Below are 17,082 nucleotides of genomic sequence, written 5' to 3' on the forward strand. Positions count from 1 at the left end.
CCTTCTGCGTTATCTTTTTTATGCTGCGAAGTTCTTCGCAACAAATTCCCAGTTTACCACCGCCCAGAAGTGCTCCAGGTAGCCAGGACGGGCATTGCGATAATCGATGTAGTAGGCGTGTTCCCATACGTCAACGGTCATCAGCGGCGTCGCGTCGGTGGTCAGCGGAGTACCCGCGTTGGAGGTGGAAACGATAGCCAGTTTGCCATCTTTTCCCTTCACCAGCCAGGTCCAGCCAGAACCAAAGTTTTTGATAGCGGCATCGGTGAACTGCGCTTTGAAATCCGCAAAGCTGCCAAAGGAGGCGGCAATGGCCTCGGCCAGTTTACCGGTAGGTTCGCCACCTGCATTCGGTGCCAGGCAGTTCCAGTAGAACGTGTGGTTCCAAACCTGGGCTGCGTTATTGAATACACCACCTTCAGAGCTACGTACGATCTCTTCCAGTGATTTGCCTTCAAACGCCGTGCCTTTAATCAGGTTGTTCAGATTGGTCACGTAGGTTTGATGGTGTTTGCCATAGTGATATTCCAGCGTTTCGGCAGAAATGTGCGGTGCCAGAGCATCTTTGGCATACGGTAATGCAGGTAATTCAAACGACATTGCTTCTCTCCTTATTATTTATATTGAGTACACACAATAGCCTCATTGTGAGTAAGGATAGGGTAGCAAATTGAAAGGTTATGCAAAAGAAGAACTTACCCTACAGCATGTTCTGTAGGGTAAGTTTTTAACGAATTGTTTTTGGCGTCATCACTCGACGAGCACCCACATAGTGGCGCTGCCAGTAATCTTCGCTCAGAGAGGTGATTTGAATTTCCTGACCGCTGCGCGGTGACTGTATAAATTTACCGTTACCGACATAAACGCCAACGTGATCGGCTGTTCCGCGACCCTGGGTACGGAAAAAGACCAAATCGCCATTTTTCAGTTCGCCACGTTCGATCGGCGCGGCATCGCGCAGGTGGTACATTTCATTCGCAGTACGCGGAATGCGGAATTTCACCAGATCTTTATAGGCATAATAGACCAGACCGCTGCAGTCAAACCCGGTTCTTGGCGAGGAGCCACCCCAGCGATAAGGCTTGCCGATTTGGTTCATCAAGGTGGACATGGCGGTTTTAGTCGCTTTCTGCACTTTGACTTTATGAGCGTCAGCAAGCGTAGTTGGTGCGGCGGTTTTCACCTTCACACAGCGCGGCTTATGACCTTTGCGCGGCGTGCATTTTTCAGTCCAGGTGACGGCCGCGGTTTGTGCTGCCGCGGTTTTACCTCGACGGTTTGCAGTTTTGGTCGACTTTGCCGGAGTAGCAGTGCGATTTTTAGAAGAGGAAGCGGTTTTGGTGCTGGTTTTGCTGGTGGTCTTTGTCGCCGTTTTCTTGCTGGTTTTTTTTGTTTTTTGACTGGTTGTTGCGCTTTTCTTTTTATCTACCGTTTTGATGATGTGAGAATTGGTAGGTGTCGTCCTGGCCTGCTTCGAAGCATGAGCCATAGGCGTAAAGGGCAGTGTAGTAAAAAGTAAAGCACAGAGCGTGATCGAGATTCGGTTTATCCGCGCCACTGAGCAGTCCTCTGGTAAGGCAGGTCTATCATGCCTGCGTGTGATTTTCAAAACTTGATGATTCTAATCTATAGAAAGAGGGAAAGTTAATAGCTTTTTTTGTTTAAAACTGGGTTTCGTAACCGACCGCAAAAAAAAACAGCAATTAACGCTGGAGTTGGTGAACAGATAATCAAATCCACAGGCTTCAAAGGGATAAATGAGATTGTGAATGCAACTTTTAGCATCAGGGGATAAAATAATAAGGCGTAATGAAAATGTTATTTTCCGTTGCCTGTCTGACCCGTTACAATGTCAGACTACTGCCGTAAAAGAAGTTTAAGGAAGCAAGATAATGAGCACCACTATCGAAAAAATCCAGCGCCAGATCGCTGAAAACCCGATTCTCCTGTACATGAAAGGTTCCCCTAAACTGCCAAGCTGCGGTTTCTCCGCTCAGGCTGTGCAGGCGCTGTCCGCCTGTGGTGAACGCTTTGCATATGTTGATATTCTGCAGAACCCGGATATTCGCGCCGAGCTGCCGAAATACGCGAACTGGCCGACGTTCCCGCAGCTGTGGGTTGATGGCGAACTGGTTGGCGGCTGTGACATTCTGATTGAAATGTACCAGCGCGGTGAGTTACAGCAGCTGATTAAAGAAACAGCGGCAAAGTACAAAACTGAAGAGCCAGACGCTGAGTAATATCAGCGGAAATTAAAAAGCGACCTGTGAGGGTCGCTTTTTTTATCGCTCCGTTATGCTTCTTCAGGCACGGGGAGAGGCCAGCCGCCGAGACGTTTCCAGCGGTTAACGATTTCGCAAAACAGCACGGCCGTACGTTCTGTGTCATACAGCGCCGAATGCGCCTGATTCCCGTCAAATTCCATTCCCGCCGCCAGGCACGCTTTCGACAACACCGTCTGCCCCAGTGACAGTCCGCTTAATGCTGCGGTATCAAAGGTTACAAATGGATGAAACGGATTACGCTTGAGCGAGGCGCGTTCTGCTGCGGCCATCATGAAACTGTGGTCGAACGTAGCGTTATGCGCCACCATAATTGCCCGATTGCAGCCGCTGTCTTTAATACCTTTACGCACCATTTTGAAGATGGCATGCAGAGCATCATATTCGCTGACCGCACCGCGTAGCGGATTGTTAGGGTCGATACCGTTAAAGGCGAGCGCTTCTGGTTGCAGATTCGCGCCTTCAAATGGTTCTACGTGGAAATGTAACGTGGTGTCCGGCATCAGCCAGCCTTGTTCATCCATTTTCAGTGTGATGGCAGCAATCTCAAGCAGCGCATCGGTTTTGGCGTTGAACCCTGCGGTTTCGACATCAATGACAACAGGATAAAAACCACGAAAACGGTCACACAGACCGGAAAGTTGAGCGTTATCGGACATCTGGGTCTCTTAATACGGGAAAATTGCAGCGCGTATTATGGCAAAATGATGAGTATAAAACTACGGGCACAGACGATCTGCGCCCGAGGGGAGGTTAGTCGCCCAGGCCGCGCCCGGCGTCTTTCTCTTCGATCAGCTCAATTTTGTAACCGTCCGGATCTTCAACGAATGCGATCACTGTGGTACCGCCTTTTACCGGACCCGCTTCACGCGTAACGTTACCGCCATTCTGACGAATACGTTCGCAGGCTTCGGCCGCATTGTCTACGCTCAGGGCGATATGGCCATAGGCAGTGCCCAGCTCATACTTGTCGACACCCCAGTTATAGGTCAGTTCGATCACGGCTTCGCTGGTTTCTGGGCCGTAGCCGACAAAGGCCAGAGAGTATTTGTATTCAGGGTTTTCGCTGGTACGCAGCAGTTTCATGCCCAGCACGTTGGTATAAAACTCGATGGAACGCTGCAGGTCACCCACGCGCAGCATGGTATGAAGTAAACGCATCTTTTTCCCCTTCGAAAATGGCTAATACATTCAAAATGTTGTTTTAGTATAGCGGCGATGTTACGCCGCTATCAATGGCAGAACGGAGATTGTGACGTTAGAGGGTAGGATAATCGGTGTAACCTTCCGCGCCGCCGCCGTAGAAACTTTCGGCACGTTGCGGATTCAGCTCCGCTTTACGTTGCAGGCGCGCCACCAGATCCGGGTTAGCGATATAGGCGCGACCAAAAGCAACGGCGTCGATCAGGCCTTTCTCGATCAGCGCTTCTGCTTTTTCAGGCGTGTACGCGCCTGCGCCAATGATAGGTCCGTGGAAACGTGCACGAACTTTTTCGCGGAACGCATCGGAATAAGGCTCGCCGCCGGCCCAGTCCGGCTCAGACATGTGCAGGTAAGCGATTCCGCGCTTGCCCAGTTCTTCAATCAGATACAACGCATCGGCTTCTTCGTTCGGACCATTGTCTACGTTCTGGAAAGAACCAATCGGGGAGACGCGAATACCAATGCGATCGGCACCCCATTCTTTAATACCCGCATCGACAACTTCCAGCACCAGACGCGCACGATTTTCGACGCTACCGCCATATTGATCGGTACGCTGGTTAGAGGTTGGCGACAGGAACTGGTGCAGCAGATAGCCGTGAGCGGAGTGCAGTTCAACCATGTCGAAACCTGCTTCGCGCGCGTTGGCAATAGCCTGACGGAAGTCATTAACGATACCCGGAATTTCTTCGGTTTCCAGTGCGCGTGGCATGGAAGTATCGGCACGCGTTGCCAGACCGTTTTCATCGCGCAGTGAGGTGCGGGTACCGGCGCTAATCGCAGAAGGAGCCACAGGAGCCTGACCGTTTGGCTGCAGACTGGTGTGAGAGATACGTCCGGTGTGCCACAACTGAACAGCAATATGACCGTGTTCAGCGTGTACGGCAGCGGTGATTTTCTTCCATGCGGCAATTTGCGCTTCGCTGTGTAAGCCGGGTGCGCCTGCATAGCCTTTCGCCTGGGCGGAAATCTGCGTCGCTTCGCTGATGATAAGACCCGCGCTGGCGCGTTGACGATAATACTCGGCCATCAGCGGAGTAGGGATGTCGCCAGGCTCAATGCTGCGCAGACGCGTCAGTGGGGCCATGAATACGCGGTTTGCTGCCGTAATGGCACCCACTTTCAGCGGGGAAAACAGTTTTTCAGATGACATGTGGCACTCCTGAATAGACCGGTCGTCTAGTAATAAAGAAAATAAAAACGCCTGTTAAACGCCAGGCGTTGCAATGATGTTTTTAACGTGTGCCAGCGCATTTTCCAGCGGGGTGGCGCTACGAGAAATCTTGGCCTGCAAATTGGCACCCAGCCACAGCGCATACAGCACCTGCGCCTGCTGTAACGGCTCGCCAACGAAGGAAAGGCAATGATTGGCCTGACCTTTCTCCAGCGCCTGCGCTAACAGCGCAATAATGTGCCGCGCGCCTTTATCCATCGCCGTGCGCATATCTTCTGACAGATCGCATACTTCGGCAGACAGTTTTACTGTTAAACAGCCGCTAATAATGCCGTGCTGGCTAAACTGGTTCAGGGTTTCCTGATAGTAGGCCAGAATGCGGTCGCGGTAGTTTCCTGCCCCTGTATCAAAGTGCGCAGCCAGTCGCTGATGATAGGCCGCATAGTGGCGTTCCAGCATCGCGACACCGAACGCTTCTTTAGAGCGAAAATAGTGATAAAACGAACCCTTGGGCACTTCAGCGGTTTTCAGTAACTCGCTTAAGCCCATGCCGGTGAAGCCGCGCTGCATACACAGCAGCTCGCCAGTCGCCAGCAGATGTTCGCGTGTATCGTGTTCAGTGATTTTGTTCATGGAAAGGAGTGTAATAGACCAGTCGGTCTAATGCAATAGCGCTTGCGAGAAATTCAGTTACCGTCTTCAATAGGTATATCAATCTAACTAAAGGAGGGGATGTGGCCGAACAGTTGGAGTTTTTCCCCGTCCAAAGCCCATGCCGTGGAATATGTCAGTCTGACGAGCGCGGTTTTTGCCGTGGCTGTTTTCGCAGCCGGGACGAGCGTTTCAACTGGCAAAAGATGAGCGATGCCCAAAAGCAGGAAGTGCTGCGGCTATGTCGCCAGCGATTGATGCGTAAATTACGAGCAAACAAAGCCAACCCTTCGGAAGAACCGCAACAACCTTCACTCTTTTAAAAGCGTAATTGCGTATACTCGATGCACATTCACTTATAAGGAAGCTGTTATGGTTCAGCGTATTACTATTGCGCCGCAAGGTCCGGAATTTTCTCGCTTTGTGATGGGGTACTGGCGCCTGATGGACTGGAATATGTCTCCACGCCAGCTCGTCAGCTTTATTGAAGAGCATCTGGATGTGGGTGTTACCACCGTCGATCACGCCGATATTTATGGCGGATACCAGTGTGAGGCGGCGTTTGGTGAGGCAATGAAGCTGGCTCCACATCTGCGCGAAAAAATGCAGATAGTCACCAAATGCGGGATCGCGACGACGGCGCGCGCGGAAAATGCGCTGGGCCACTACATTACCGACAGCGCGCATATTATTGCTAGCGCGGAAGAGTCGCTTAAGCTGCTGGCGACCGATCATATTGATTTGTTGCTGATCCACCGTCCCGATCCGCTGATGGATGCAGACGATGTAGCTGATGCGTTTAAAAAATTGCACCATAGCGGCAAAGTGCGTCACTTTGGCGTCTCCAACTTCACCCCGGCACAGTTTTCACTGCTGCAATCGCGTCTGCCGTTTACTCTGGCTACCAACCAGGTTGAGATCTCACCGGTACATCAGCCGCTCCTGCTGGATGGTACATTAGATCAGCTGCAACAGTTGCGCATTCGTCCGATGGCCTGGTCCTGCCTTGGCGGCGGTCGTCTGTTTAATGACGATACGTTCCAGCCATTACGTAATGAGCTTGCCGCGATCGCAGAAGAGTTAAACGCGCAGTCTATTGAGCAGGTGGTGTACGCCTGGATTTTACGTTTGCCTTCTCAGCCGCTGCCGATTATTGGCTCCGGGAAAATAGAGCGCGTACGCACCGCTATTGAGTCTGAGTCGCTGAACATGTCTCGCCAGCAGTGGTTCCGTATTCGTAAAGCCGCCCTGGGCTACGACGTACCTTAATCGCGTTTTTGGCGTATCTCCGTTCAAATTTGTGTCACTGGTTTACACTTAACAATCAGACACCTTTTAGACGGAGTTCTTATGAAGCGTTTGAGTTTAGCCATTATTACCTTACTCGCCTGTGCAGGTGCGCAGGCCGCCAGCGAAGAAAAAGTGACGATGAATTTGGTAACGTCGCAAGGCGTCGGCCAGGCGATTGGTACGGTCACTATTGCTGAAACCGGAAAAGGGCTGGAGTTTACGCCGGATCTGAAAGCCCTGCCGCCGGGTGAACATGGCTTCCATGTGCATATGAACGGTAGCTGTCAACCGGCGATTAAAGACGGGAAGGCCTCAGCCGCGGAATCGGCTGGCGGTCATTATGACCCGCATAAAACCGGCAAGCATGAAGGTCCAGAGGGTGCAGGCCACATGGGCGACCTGCCTTTACTGGTGGTAAATAACGAAGGGAATGCCACGACGGCAGTGACAGCCTCCCGGTTGAAATCACTTGATGAAATTAAAGGTAAAGCGCTGATGATCCATGTGGGCGGCGATAATATGTCCGATCAACCGAAACCGCTTGGCGGTGGCGGGGCGCGCTACGCCTGTGGCGTTATCAAATAATCAACTGCTTAGCGTACCCGGCGGCGGTGCCTGTTCAAGCTGTGAAAGAGAGCAGTGTAACCGCCAAACCAGCGCCGACAACTCCTGCGCAGCAGGTTGATGATGGTGGGCGAGCGTATCGCAGATGCGCTGTAGCTCACTTAGCGTGGCATTCAGCGGTCGTTGTTGGACGCCGCGTTCACTCATTACGTCGCGTAGCAACGCGATACACACGTCTCTGACGCGAGCCAGCGGATCGGAACGTGCCTCCCAGGTGCGTAGTTGCCACACCACGTGCGAACAGTTCAGCAAGACTACCCCCCAGCGCAATAACCAGCGTCGTGCCAGCGCATCCTGACTGTTGCTGAGCTGGCTAACGTGATGATAGGTCAGTGATTCAAATTCGTTTTCACTGAGTGATGGATGTCGGCTGAGCTGATCGACAAAATCTCGACGCAGGGCGCGAATATGGCGGCGACTTTTCCGCGCATCCGATCCGGGCCGCAGAATGGCGAAGGCCAGCCATGACAGCGCCACGCCGGTGATTTTAGCCATATTGTCATTCAGAAAATCAGCAAAATCATAAACTGGTGGATTGGTCACCGCGATAAACGATCCCATAAACACGATCAACTGTCCCCAAAGACCCGCCAGAGCGGGCATTTGCAGCTTCAGAAGTTGCATGGTGGCGAGTAGCGGGAAGAGAAACAGGATGAATTGCCAGAGGTCAGAAATTTGCACCATCAGGCCAAACTTAACCACAAAGCTAAACAGCGACAGCAGAACCAGCGTGCGCATCAGTAAAGAAAGCGACTTGAACGGCGTGGCAACGGCGGAATATAGCACGCTGCTGATGGCGGCGAGCGTGAGTGCGCCGGAGCCTGATTCCCATTGTGCGCCAATGCTCCATGCGCCGATAAGCATCAAGGTACAAAACGTACGCAATCCGCTCCAGATGGCTTCTGCATTATCGGTATGACGGGCAAGTCCCGGCGTGCGGGCGATATTAATACGCTCAGCGGTAACGCCATTATCCAGCAAATGCAGATAATGACTGCTGCGTAAGTAGAGCCGACAAAAATAACGCAGCCGTTGCCAGAAGGCGACGTGTCGATAGTCGCGGGCATCGACGGGGCGCAAGGGGGCGATAATACGTGCTACGGTGTAGCTGTCGGTATTAGATTTGACCAGCTCACTGAGCAATTGTTCGATGATTTCCCGGGTATTCGCCGGGGGATTAGGCCAGTTCAGCAGCATTCTGCGCAGACTGGAAATCACGCTGGTCATGCGTAACTGCTGGTGTAACAGCGAATTGAGCAACGCATTTTGACGGCGAAAACGGTAATGACTCCAGAATGCCTGAATACGCAGCAGATTCATGGTCAGAATCTGACCGATAACACCTTCATGGGCCGTACGAATGGCATCAGTTGTTTCCGGTTGCCAGAGTAAGCTGGCGTGTTCCAGTAAACGCGAATGCATGTTTTTCAGTGCGGTAAGCAATGCGGTGCCATCGGAAGTGCTGGGCAGGATCATCATCATCATGCCGCCGCACAGGATACCGACGATGACCTCACATACGCGGGCCTGCGCGATATCCCATAGCTGGGTAATCTCCACGGTATTGACCATGGGAAACGCAATGATCGCCGCTGTATAGCCTGCCAGTTGAAAGGCGTAGGCGACATTATTGGTGAAATGCGCGCAGGCCCAGGTACAAAAACCGATCCACACTGACATACAAAGCAAAAAAAGCCAGGGTTCATTGAGAGTGTGACCGGCAATTATCAACGCGGCGGTGGCGCCAAGCAAGCTACCTGCCACACGCCCCAGGCTTTTGCTGATAACCCCTCCGACGGTGGGAAAACTAACCACCGCCGCTGAAGTCATCGCCCAGTAGGGTTCATCCAGATTCAGGTAATAGGCGAACGTCAACGCCAGACACATGGCGATAGTGTTTCGCAGCGCATAACGCCACTGGGCTGCCGTGGCTTTAAACCACGGTAAATTGCCAGGCTTCAGGTGGGGCAGTTTCATTTACTCTGGCCGATAGACACGCTGCATGTTGTACCGGAAACCAGCGTGGCATCCTGCGGCAGTGCGTCAAATTCGATGCGAACCGGAACTCGCTGTGCCAGGCGCACCCACGGCACGTTAGGTTTGATGTCGGGAATCAGCCCGGAATCGCTTTCCACACTTTGGTCGTAAATGGCGCGACCAATACTGGAAACGTGACCCTGTAACTTTATATTGCCGCTATAGAGTGTGATAACCGCGGGGGCGCCTTCGCGAATGTGGCGCAACTTGGTTTCTTCAAAATACCCCATCACATAAAAAGAGTGGCTGTCGACAAGGGCAAACAGAGGCTTACCGGTGGAGGCATAGTCTCCGGTACGGGTCGAAAGGTTGGTAACCCAACCGGCAACGGGCGCTTTTACCACCGTTTGCGTCAGTTGCCATTGTGCCTGGCGCAGACTGGCTTCGGCGGCTTCAACGCTGGCCTGCATGGCTTTCACGTTGAGGTTTGCGGTGTCCAGGTCTTCGGCTGAGATGTAATTTTGCGATAAATGACGGCGGCGGTTAGCCTCGTTATTGGCTTTCGCCAGGTCAGACTGTGCTTTCGCCAGTTGCGCTTGCGCATTCAGTTCAGCAATGTGAAACGGCGTCTTGTCGATAATAAAAAGGACATCGCCCTTATTCACAAACTGGTTATCTTTTATGTTGAGTTCGCTAATGCTGCCTGAGACCTGCGGCGTGATGCTGACCTGCTCAGCGCGCACTTTGCCATCACGTGTCCAGGGCGACTGCATATAGTAATTCCACATCCACCATCCGGCGAAAACTGCGATTGCAGCGACTATAATGGTGGAGAAGTATTTAACGGTTTTAAGCGACATAATCACCACACAATCAGCATAACAAAGGCCAGACACACGCAAAGCGTAAAGAGTGACAGATCCATTAACAGGGGATGCCAGATTTCGCCGGAATAAATCCAGTCGCGTAGCAGGCGATGAACAACCAGCCAGAGAAGGAATCCTGCTACAAACGCCTTGAAAACGGGAGGGAAGTAGACAGATGCTCCGATCATTAAATCTTGTAGGGGCAATCCTGTTGCATTAAACATAAACTTCACGGGCAAAATCCTTGGCGGAAGAGAGCATTGCTATAGGTTTAGCAAAAAAGAGACAATGAGTCTCTGTAACGCATAATGTCTGAAAAAATGTCAGCCGGTAAGCAAATTTGGCAATACATTTGTTTTGGGAATACAAATGCTGCACACTATTCTAAAATCAGTACAATAACTTAGCAAGCTAATTATAAGGAGATGAAATTGGAATCGCCATTAGGTTCTGATCTGGCACGGTTGGTGCGCATTTGGCGTGCTCTGATTGACCATCGCCTGAAACCTCTGGAGTTGACGCAGACGCATTGGGTTACGCTGCACAACATTCATCAATTGCCGCCTGATCAATCGCAGATTCAGTTGGCTAAAGCGATTGGCATCGAGCAGCCTTCGTTGGTACGTACGCTTGACCAGCTGGAAGAAAAGGGACTCATTTCACGACAGACTTGCGCCAGCGATCGTCGGGCAAAGAGAATTAAACTGACAGAAAAAGCAGAGCCGCTGATCGCAGATATGGAAGCGGTTATCAACAAGACACGTGGAGAAATTTTGGAAGGGATTTCAGCTGAGGAAATTGATCTGCTGATTAAACTGGTCGCCAGACTGGAACACAATATTATTGAGCTGCAGTCACAGGGCTGAGACATAAGATGACGTGTGGCCAGAGGCTGACCACACGTGAATTCGATTAGCGTGGAGACACGGTAACCTGGCTGCCGTTGTTAGCCATAACAACGCGCTGGCCGGCAGAGAACTTGGTCGCACCCTGTTTCTGAACCACCATGATGGTATTACCGTCGTCCTTACGGATTTCCAGTTCCACACCCTGGGTTTTATTCATCGCACCTTGTACGCCTTGACCTGCTACGCCACCGGCAACTGCGCCTGCAGCCGTCGCTAATGAACGACCCGTACCGCCGCCGACGGTGTTACCGAGGAAGCCGCCGAGTACCGCACCACCAATAGCACCAATCACGTTTGCGTCATCGCCACCCTGGATTTGCACCGGACGAACATGAACAATCGTACCGTAGGTAACGTTCTGAACTTGTTTCGCTTCGGATGCGGTATATACGTCACCTGAAAGGCTATCATTGTTAACGCAGCCCGCCAAAGATACGCCCATTAATGAAACAATCAGCACACGTTTAATCATTTACAAATCTCCTTTGTCACCACGAAACGCTAATTAAGCACCCTTCATGGCTAAATTATATGGCATTTGTGAGCCTAAGGTCACATGTTCTACTGGAACAATATGAAAATCTTAACCGAAATCGGATATACCGAGTATAAACGAATCATTCATATAATTGATGTAATAAAGCGTCCGTTGTAATGATTAGGCATTAAAAATCATTACGGAAGCATGGCATTAGTCGGCACTTTATGGTTGAGTGTCAAGGCTAATTTGCTTAAAAGGATGACATATGAAATCGGGCCGTTTTATCGGTGTAATGTCTGGAACCAGCCTTGATGGCGTCGATGTTGTGCTGGCGACGATAGATGAAACGATGGTTGCGCAGCAGGCGAGTTTGACCTGGCCTATTCCTCTCCAGATAAAGCAAGCGATTCTGGATATCTGCCAGGGCCAGCAGCTTACGCTATCGCAGTTTGGCCAACTGGATGCACAGCTCGGTTATCTGTTTGCGGAGGCGGTGAATGCGCTGCTGGCGCAGGAAAAATTGAAGCCCCAGGACATCGTTGCAATTGGCTGCCATGGGCAAACAGTGTGGCATGAACCGACGGGCGCAGCTCCCCACACGCTGCAAATTGGCGATAACAATCAGATCGTCGCACGTACCGGTGTAACGGTAGTGGGCGATTTTCGCCGTCGGGATATTGCTCTCGGAGGACAGGGTGCGCCGCTGGTTCCCGCTTTTCATCAGGCGCTGTTGGCGCATCCAACGGAGCGGCGGATGGTGCTAAACATCGGTGGGATTGCCAATCTGTCTCTGCTTATTCCGCAACAGCCCGTTCGCGGCTACGACACCGGGCCGGGCAATATGCTGATGGATGCCTGGATCTGGCGGCAATGTGGTCAACCCTACGACAAAGATGCGCAGTGGGCCAGTTCGGGAACAGTGATCCTGCCTTTACTGCAGAATATGCTTAGCGATCCGTATTTTTCTGCACCTGCACCGAAAAGCACAGGTCGCGAATACTTCAATTACGGTTGGATAGAACGTCATCTGGCGCAATTCCCAGGGATAAGTTCGCGGGATGTGCAGGCGACGCTTGCCGAACTGACGGCGGTCACCATTTCAGAACAGGTCTTGCTAAGCGGCGGTTGTGAGCGACTCATGGTATGCGGTGGCGGAAGCCGTAATCCGCTGCTGATGATGCGTCTGGCGGCACTGTTGCCGGGTACGGAAGTCACCTCAACCGATGAGGCCGGGATTAGCGGCGATGATATGGAAGCGTTAGCCTTTGCCTGGCTGGCGTGGCGAACGCTGGCGGGATTACCGGGGAATTTACCGTCCGTAACTGGCGCATCAGAGCCGAGCGTTTTAGGAGCAATTTATCCTGCTAACCCGCGAACTCAGAGTTAACTGAAATTATTCAGCGCCATGTGCCGGTAAACTAGGGATATTAGGGAGGGTGCCATTACCCTCCTGGACCAGGAAAGTCTTCAGGATATGGCTATGAAAAAACTGTTATTAGTGTGTCTGCCGGTACTGCTTAGCGGGTGTAGCGTGTACAACCAATTTGTCGAGCGTATGCAAACTGATACGCTTGAATACCGTTGTGACGAAAAACCGCTTACCGTGAAGCTGAACAATACCCGCCAGGAGGCGAGTTTTGTTTATGATAATCAGCTATTGAACCTCAAACAGGGCGTGTCGGCATCGGGCGCGCGCTATACCGATGGTATTTACGTTTTCTGGTCTAAAGGCGACGAGGCAACGGTCTATAAACGAGACAGAATTGTGCTAAATAACTGTCAGTTACAGAACCCGAAGCGTTGAGATTTTCACCTGGGCGGCGCACAATAGCGTCACCCACTGACAATCCGTAGCCAACATCATGTCTGATAACGACGAATTGCAGCAAATCGCGCATCTGCGCCGTGAATACACGAAAGGCGGTCTTCGCCGCCGCGATCTTCCCGCCGAACCCCTAGCGCTGTTTGAGCGCTGGCTGGGGCAAGCCTGTGACGCCAAACTGGCCGATCCCACCGCGATGGTTGTTGCGACCGTTGATGAAAATGGCCAACCTTATCAGCGTATCGTGTTGCTCAAACATTACGATGACAAAGGGCTGGTGTTCTATACCAACCTTGGTAGCCGCAAGGCGCACCAGATCGAGAAAAATCCCCGTATCAGCCTCTTATTTCCCTGGCATATGCTGGAACGGCAGGTGATGGTGATCGGCAAGGCGGAACGTCTTTCCACTCTCGAAGTGGTGAAATACTTCCACAGCCGCCCACGCGACAGCCAGATTGGCGCCTGGGTATCTAAACAATCCAGTCGGATCTCCGCTCGCGGTATTCTCGAAAGCAAATTCCTCGAACTGAAGCAGAAGTTCCAGCAAGGGGAAGTACCACTGCCCAGTTTTTGGGGCGGCTTTCGCGTGAGTATTGAGCAAATGGAATTCTGGCAGGGTGGTGAAAATCGTCTGCACGATCGTTTTTTATACCAACGCGAAGATAACGCGTGGAAAATTGATCGCCTGGCCCCTTAAAGATGCAAATTTCTTGTTTTAAGCGCTGGTGCTGAACAATCCGGCGCTTTATTCTATGTTTCTTTCGCATCAGGCGAAAAGTCGTGTACCGGCAAAGGTGCAGTCGTTTTATACATGGAGATTTTGATGGCAAGCAGTAACTTGATTAAACAATTGCAAGAGCGGGGGCTGGTGGCCCAGGTGACGGACGAAGAAGCGTTAGCAGAGCGACTGGCGCAAGGCCCGATCGCGCTCTATTGCGGCTTCGATCCTACCGCTGACAGCTTGCATTTGGGGCATCTGGTTCCATTGTTATGCCTGAAACGCTTCCAGCAGGCAGGCCATAAGCCTGTCGCCCTGGTGGGTGGCGCAACCGGTCTGATTGGTGACCCAAGCTTTAAAGCCGCCGAGCGTAAACTGAATACCGAAGACACCGTGCAGGAGTGGGTGGATAAAATCCGCAAACAGGTTGCACCGTTCCTCGATTTCGACTGTGGCGACAACTCTGCGATTGCTGCGAACAACTACGACTGGTTTGGCGGTATGAACGTACTGACTTTCCTGCGTGATATCGGCAAACACTTCTCTGTTAACCAGATGATCAACAAAGAAGCGGTTAAGCAACGTCTGAACCGTGACGATCAGGGGATCTCTTTTACCGAGTTTTCTTACAATCTGCTGCAGGGCTATGACTTTGCCTGCCTGAACAAACTGCACGGCGTGGCGCTGCAGATTGGTGGTTCTGACCAGTGGGGTAACATTACTTCGGGTATCGATTTAACCCGTCGTCTGCATCAGAATCAGGTGTTCGGTTTGACCGTTCCGCTGATCACTAAAGCTGACGGTACCAAATTTGGTAAGACGGAAGGCGGCGCGGTATGGCTGGATCCGAAGAAAACCAGTCCGTACAAATTCTACCAGTTCTGGATCAACACCGCCGATGCAGACGTGTATCGCTTCCTGAAATTCTTTACTTTCATGGACATTGAAGAGATCAATGCGCTGGAAGAAGAAGATAAAAATAGCGGTAAAGCGCCGCGCGCCCAGTATGTTCTGGCCGAGCAGGTCACACGCCTGGTTCACGGTGAAGAAGGTCTGGTTGCGGCAAAACGCATTACCGAAAGCTTGTTCAACGGTAATCTGAGCGACTTGAGCGAAGCGGATTTCGAACAGCTGGCGCAAGATGGCGTACCGATGATCGAAATGGAAAAAGGTGCCGATCTGATGCAGGCGCTAGTGGACTCCGAACTGCAACCTTCTCGGGGTCAGGCTCGTAAGACAATTGCGTCAAACGCGGTAACTATCAACGGTGAGAAGCAGTCCGATCCGGAATACTTCTTCCAGGAGAGTGATATCCTGTTTGGGCGCTATACCTTACTGCGCCGTGGCAAAAAGAACTATTGTCTGATTTGCTGGAAGTAAGATTTAGTTAGCAGGGGCGTGGGAAACTACGCCCCTTTATTTTTTCAGGGTTGTGGTAAGTAAAATGAAGAATATCCTCGCCATCCAGTCCCACGTTGTTTTTGGCCATGCGGGCAATAGTGCAGCAGAATTTCCCATGCGTCGTCTTGGCGCAAATGTCTGGCCGCTGAATACCGTTCAGTTTTCTAACCACACGCAGTATGGCAAATGGACCGGTTGCGTGATGCCGCCAAGCCATCTGACCGAAATCGTCCAGGGCATTGCCGATATCGATAAACTCCAGACCTGCGACGCAGTACTGAGCGGATATCTTGGCTCGGCTGAACAGGGCGAGCATATTCTGGGTATTGTGCGCAAAGTTAAAGCGGCCAATCCGCAGGCAAAATACTTTTGTGACCCGGTGATGGGCCATCCGGAAAAAGGATGCATCGTTGCACCAGGCGTGGCGGAGTTTCATGTACGCCATGCGCTTCCGGCCAGCGATATTATCGCCCCTAATCTTGTTGAGCTAGAAATCCTGTGCGAGCATGCGGTGAACAATGTCAGCGAGGCCGTGACGGCTGCGCGTGAACTCATTGCTCAGGGACCAGAAATTGTGCTGGTAAAGCATTTGGCTCGCGCGGGTATCAGTACCGATCGTTTCGAGATGCTGTTGGTTACTGCTGAACAGGCGTGGCACATTAGCCGACCGCTGGTCGATTTTGGCGCGCGTCAGCCGGTTGGTGTGGGTGATGTGACGAGCGGATTGTTACTGGTGAAACTGCTGCAGGGTGCGTCTTTACAGCAGGCGCTTGAGCATGTGACGGCGGCGGTATACGAAGTGATGATTGCCACCAAAGAAATGCACGAGTATGAGCTGCAGGTTGTGGCAGCACAGGATCGTATCGCTAAACCTGAGCACTACTTCAGCGCAACGCAGTTATAATCAATGCCCGATGGCGCTCACGCTTATCGGGCATAATTTAGCTGTAGGCCGGGTGAGCGTAAGCGCCGCCCGGCAACAACAATTAATTTAACCCTTCAGCTTTAAGCGCTGCGGCAACCGCCGGGCGTTCAGCCATGCGCGCCATGTACGCGTCGATATGGCTTAATCCTGCCATATTCAGCTTAACCGCGTAAGCCCAACGCAGCACGGTGAACAGATAGGCGTCCGCAATGCTGAAGCGCGGGCCGCAGATCCATTGATCGTCTTTCAGCGATTCATTCACGTACTGCATTTTTTTCTCCAGCAGCGCGCGAACGGTTGGCTTGAAATCTTCCGGTGTATCGGGACGGAACAGTGGCGTAAATCCTTTATGGAGTTCCGTCGCAATGTAGTTGAGCCATTCGATGGTTTTGTAGCGGGAGAGGCTGCTGGTAGGGGCCAGGAGCTGACGGTCTGGAACGGTGTCCGCCAGGTATTGCATGATGGCGACGCCTTCAGTCAAGAGCGTACCGTCATCCAACAGCAGCGCGGGAACTTGACCTTTTGGGTTTACCGCGAAAAAATCATCGCCGTTTTCCAGACGTTTCTTCATTAGATCAACACCATCCAGCGTGAAGTCTTTACCGCTTTCACGAAGTGTGATGTGGGAAGCGAGAGAACAGGCGCCCGGTTTGTAGAACAGTTTCATCGGTAACTCCTTTTGGCTGAGGTATACCGTATGGTAGTGCTAGCTCAGGCAAAAAAAAAGCCGCTAACATCAGTTAGCGGCCGAAAATGAGTT

The 17,082-nt window shown here is 51.8% G+C and carries 20 protein-coding genes and 1 pseudogene; 10 read left to right on the forward strand and 11 right to left on the reverse strand.

Annotated features, from left to right (window positions below):
- Positions 1-18: 18 nt before the first annotated feature.
- Positions 19-600: a superoxide dismutase [Fe] gene (gene sodB, locus E1B03_RS12535; protein WP_103770048.1), complete on the reverse strand. Its 582-nt coding sequence runs from the start codon at positions 598-600 to the stop codon at positions 19-21.
- A gap of 127 nt (positions 601-727) precedes the next feature.
- Complete coding sequence (locus tag E1B03_RS12540; protein ID WP_103770047.1) at positions 728-1,558, reverse strand: C40 family peptidase; 831 nt, start codon at positions 1,556-1,558, stop codon at positions 728-730.
- Between the two features lie 334 nt (positions 1,559-1,892).
- Here E1B03_RS12540 and grxD point away from each other — a divergent pair, with 334 nt between their 5' ends.
- The gene (grxD, locus tag E1B03_RS12545; protein ID WP_003832760.1) at positions 1,893-2,240 is read left to right on the forward strand and encodes a monothiol glutaredoxin 4; all 348 of its coding nucleotides are present in this window, start codon (positions 1,893-1,895) and stop codon (positions 2,238-2,240) included.
- Between the two features lie 53 nt (positions 2,241-2,293).
- Here grxD and rnt read toward each other — a convergent pair whose 3' ends face one another.
- From rnt to E1B03_RS12565, 4 genes are all read right to left on the reverse strand, one after another.
- The gene (rnt, locus tag E1B03_RS12550) at positions 2,294-2,941 is read right to left on the reverse strand and encodes a ribonuclease T (RefSeq protein ID WP_003029200.1); all 648 of its coding nucleotides are present in this window, start codon (positions 2,939-2,941) and stop codon (positions 2,294-2,296) included.
- A gap of 94 nt (positions 2,942-3,035) precedes the next feature.
- A complete protein-coding gene (gene gloA / locus E1B03_RS12555) occupies positions 3,036-3,443 on the reverse strand; it encodes a lactoylglutathione lyase (protein ID WP_003029198.1) in 408 nt (135 codons plus the stop codon).
- Positions 3,444-3,540: 97 nt separating this feature from the next.
- The gene (nemA, locus tag E1B03_RS12560) at positions 3,541-4,638 is read right to left on the reverse strand and encodes an alkene reductase (protein ID WP_133086318.1); all 1,098 of its coding nucleotides are present in this window, start codon (positions 4,636-4,638) and stop codon (positions 3,541-3,543) included.
- 54 nt (positions 4,639-4,692) lie between these two features.
- Positions 4,693-5,292, reverse strand: a complete 600-nt coding sequence (locus tag E1B03_RS12565) for a TetR/AcrR family transcriptional regulator (RefSeq protein WP_103770045.1) — start codon at positions 5,290-5,292, stop codon at positions 4,693-4,695.
- A 101-nt stretch (positions 5,293-5,393) separates the two neighbouring features.
- On the opposite strand from E1B03_RS12565, the gene E1B03_RS12570 reads away from it, so the two are divergent.
- From E1B03_RS12570 to sodC, 3 genes are all read left to right on the forward strand, one after another.
- Positions 5,394-5,633: a DUF1289 domain-containing protein gene (locus E1B03_RS12570; protein WP_003029191.1), complete on the forward strand. Its 240-nt coding sequence runs from the start codon at positions 5,394-5,396 to the stop codon at positions 5,631-5,633.
- Positions 5,634-5,682: 49 nt separating this feature from the next.
- Complete coding sequence (locus E1B03_RS12575; protein WP_103770044.1) at positions 5,683-6,579, forward strand: aldo/keto reductase; 897 nt, start codon at positions 5,683-5,685, stop codon at positions 6,577-6,579.
- An 81-nt stretch (positions 6,580-6,660) separates the two neighbouring features.
- The gene (sodC, locus tag E1B03_RS12580; RefSeq protein ID WP_103770043.1) at positions 6,661-7,185 is read left to right on the forward strand and encodes a superoxide dismutase [Cu-Zn] SodC; all 525 of its coding nucleotides are present in this window, start codon (positions 6,661-6,663) and stop codon (positions 7,183-7,185) included.
- On the opposite strand, the pseudogene E1B03_RS12585 reads toward sodC, so the two are convergent.
- From E1B03_RS12585 to E1B03_RS12595, 3 genes and pseudogenes are all read right to left on the reverse strand, one after another.
- Positions 7,161-9,201 (reverse strand): annotated as a pseudogene (locus E1B03_RS12585) (FUSC family protein). The gene sodC and the pseudogene E1B03_RS12585 sit on opposite strands and share 25 nt — an antisense overlap.
- On the reverse strand, positions 9,198-10,061 hold the full coding sequence (locus tag E1B03_RS12590) for an efflux RND transporter periplasmic adaptor subunit (protein WP_103770041.1): 864 nt from the start codon (positions 10,059-10,061) through the stop codon (positions 9,198-9,200). The pseudogene E1B03_RS12585 and the gene E1B03_RS12590 overlap by 4 nt, the downstream one beginning before the upstream one ends.
- Before the next feature lie 2 nt (positions 10,062-10,063).
- Positions 10,064-10,300, reverse strand: a complete 237-nt coding sequence (locus E1B03_RS12595) for a DUF1656 domain-containing protein (RefSeq protein WP_103770040.1) — start codon at positions 10,298-10,300, stop codon at positions 10,064-10,066.
- A gap of 192 nt (positions 10,301-10,492) precedes the next feature.
- Here E1B03_RS12595 and slyA point away from each other — a divergent pair, with 192 nt between their 5' ends.
- Complete coding sequence (slyA, locus tag E1B03_RS12600) at positions 10,493-10,933, forward strand: transcriptional regulator SlyA (RefSeq protein WP_019076732.1); 441 nt, start codon at positions 10,493-10,495, stop codon at positions 10,931-10,933.
- 46 nt (positions 10,934-10,979) lie between these two features.
- On the opposite strand, the gene slyB is transcribed toward slyA, so the two are convergent.
- Positions 10,980-11,447: an outer membrane lipoprotein SlyB gene (gene slyB, locus E1B03_RS12605; RefSeq protein ID WP_003029175.1), complete on the reverse strand. Its 468-nt coding sequence runs from the start codon at positions 11,445-11,447 to the stop codon at positions 10,980-10,982.
- Positions 11,448-11,721: 274 nt separating this feature from the next.
- Between slyB and anmK the strand changes: the two genes are divergently transcribed.
- From anmK to pdxY, 5 genes are all read left to right on the forward strand, one after another.
- Entirely contained in the window at positions 11,722-12,843 is a 1,122-nt protein-coding gene (gene anmK, locus E1B03_RS12610) for an anhydro-N-acetylmuramic acid kinase (RefSeq protein WP_103770038.1), read from the forward strand.
- Between the two features lie 87 nt (positions 12,844-12,930).
- Positions 12,931-13,260, forward strand: a complete 330-nt coding sequence (mliC, locus tag E1B03_RS12615; protein ID WP_087050595.1) for a C-type lysozyme inhibitor — start codon at positions 12,931-12,933, stop codon at positions 13,258-13,260.
- Positions 13,261-13,318: 58 nt separating this feature from the next.
- On the forward strand, positions 13,319-13,975 hold the full coding sequence (pdxH, locus tag E1B03_RS12620) for a pyridoxamine 5'-phosphate oxidase (RefSeq protein ID WP_043016423.1): 657 nt from the start codon (positions 13,319-13,321) through the stop codon (positions 13,973-13,975).
- Between the two features lie 126 nt (positions 13,976-14,101).
- Positions 14,102-15,376 carry a tyrosine--tRNA ligase gene (gene tyrS / locus E1B03_RS12625; protein ID WP_032939770.1) on the forward strand — a complete coding sequence of 425 codons (1,275 nt, stop codon included), beginning with the start codon at positions 14,102-14,104 and terminating at the stop codon, positions 15,374-15,376.
- 64 nt (positions 15,377-15,440) lie between these two features.
- Positions 15,441-16,301: a pyridoxal kinase PdxY gene (gene pdxY, locus E1B03_RS12630; RefSeq protein ID WP_103770037.1), complete on the forward strand. Its 861-nt coding sequence runs from the start codon at positions 15,441-15,443 to the stop codon at positions 16,299-16,301.
- An 82-nt stretch (positions 16,302-16,383) separates the two neighbouring features.
- Here the strand turns inward: pdxY and gstA are convergent, their stop codons facing one another.
- Positions 16,384-16,989 (reverse strand): glutathione transferase GstA, encoded by a 606-nt coding sequence (gene gstA / locus E1B03_RS12635; RefSeq protein WP_103770036.1) that lies wholly within the window; start codon positions 16,987-16,989, stop codon positions 16,384-16,386.
- Positions 16,990-17,082: the final 93 nt, after the last annotated feature.

The sequence above is a fragment of the Citrobacter arsenatis genome (assembly GCF_004353845.1).
GTDB classification, from domain to species: Bacteria; Pseudomonadota; Gammaproteobacteria; order Enterobacterales; family Enterobacteriaceae; genus Citrobacter; species Citrobacter arsenatis.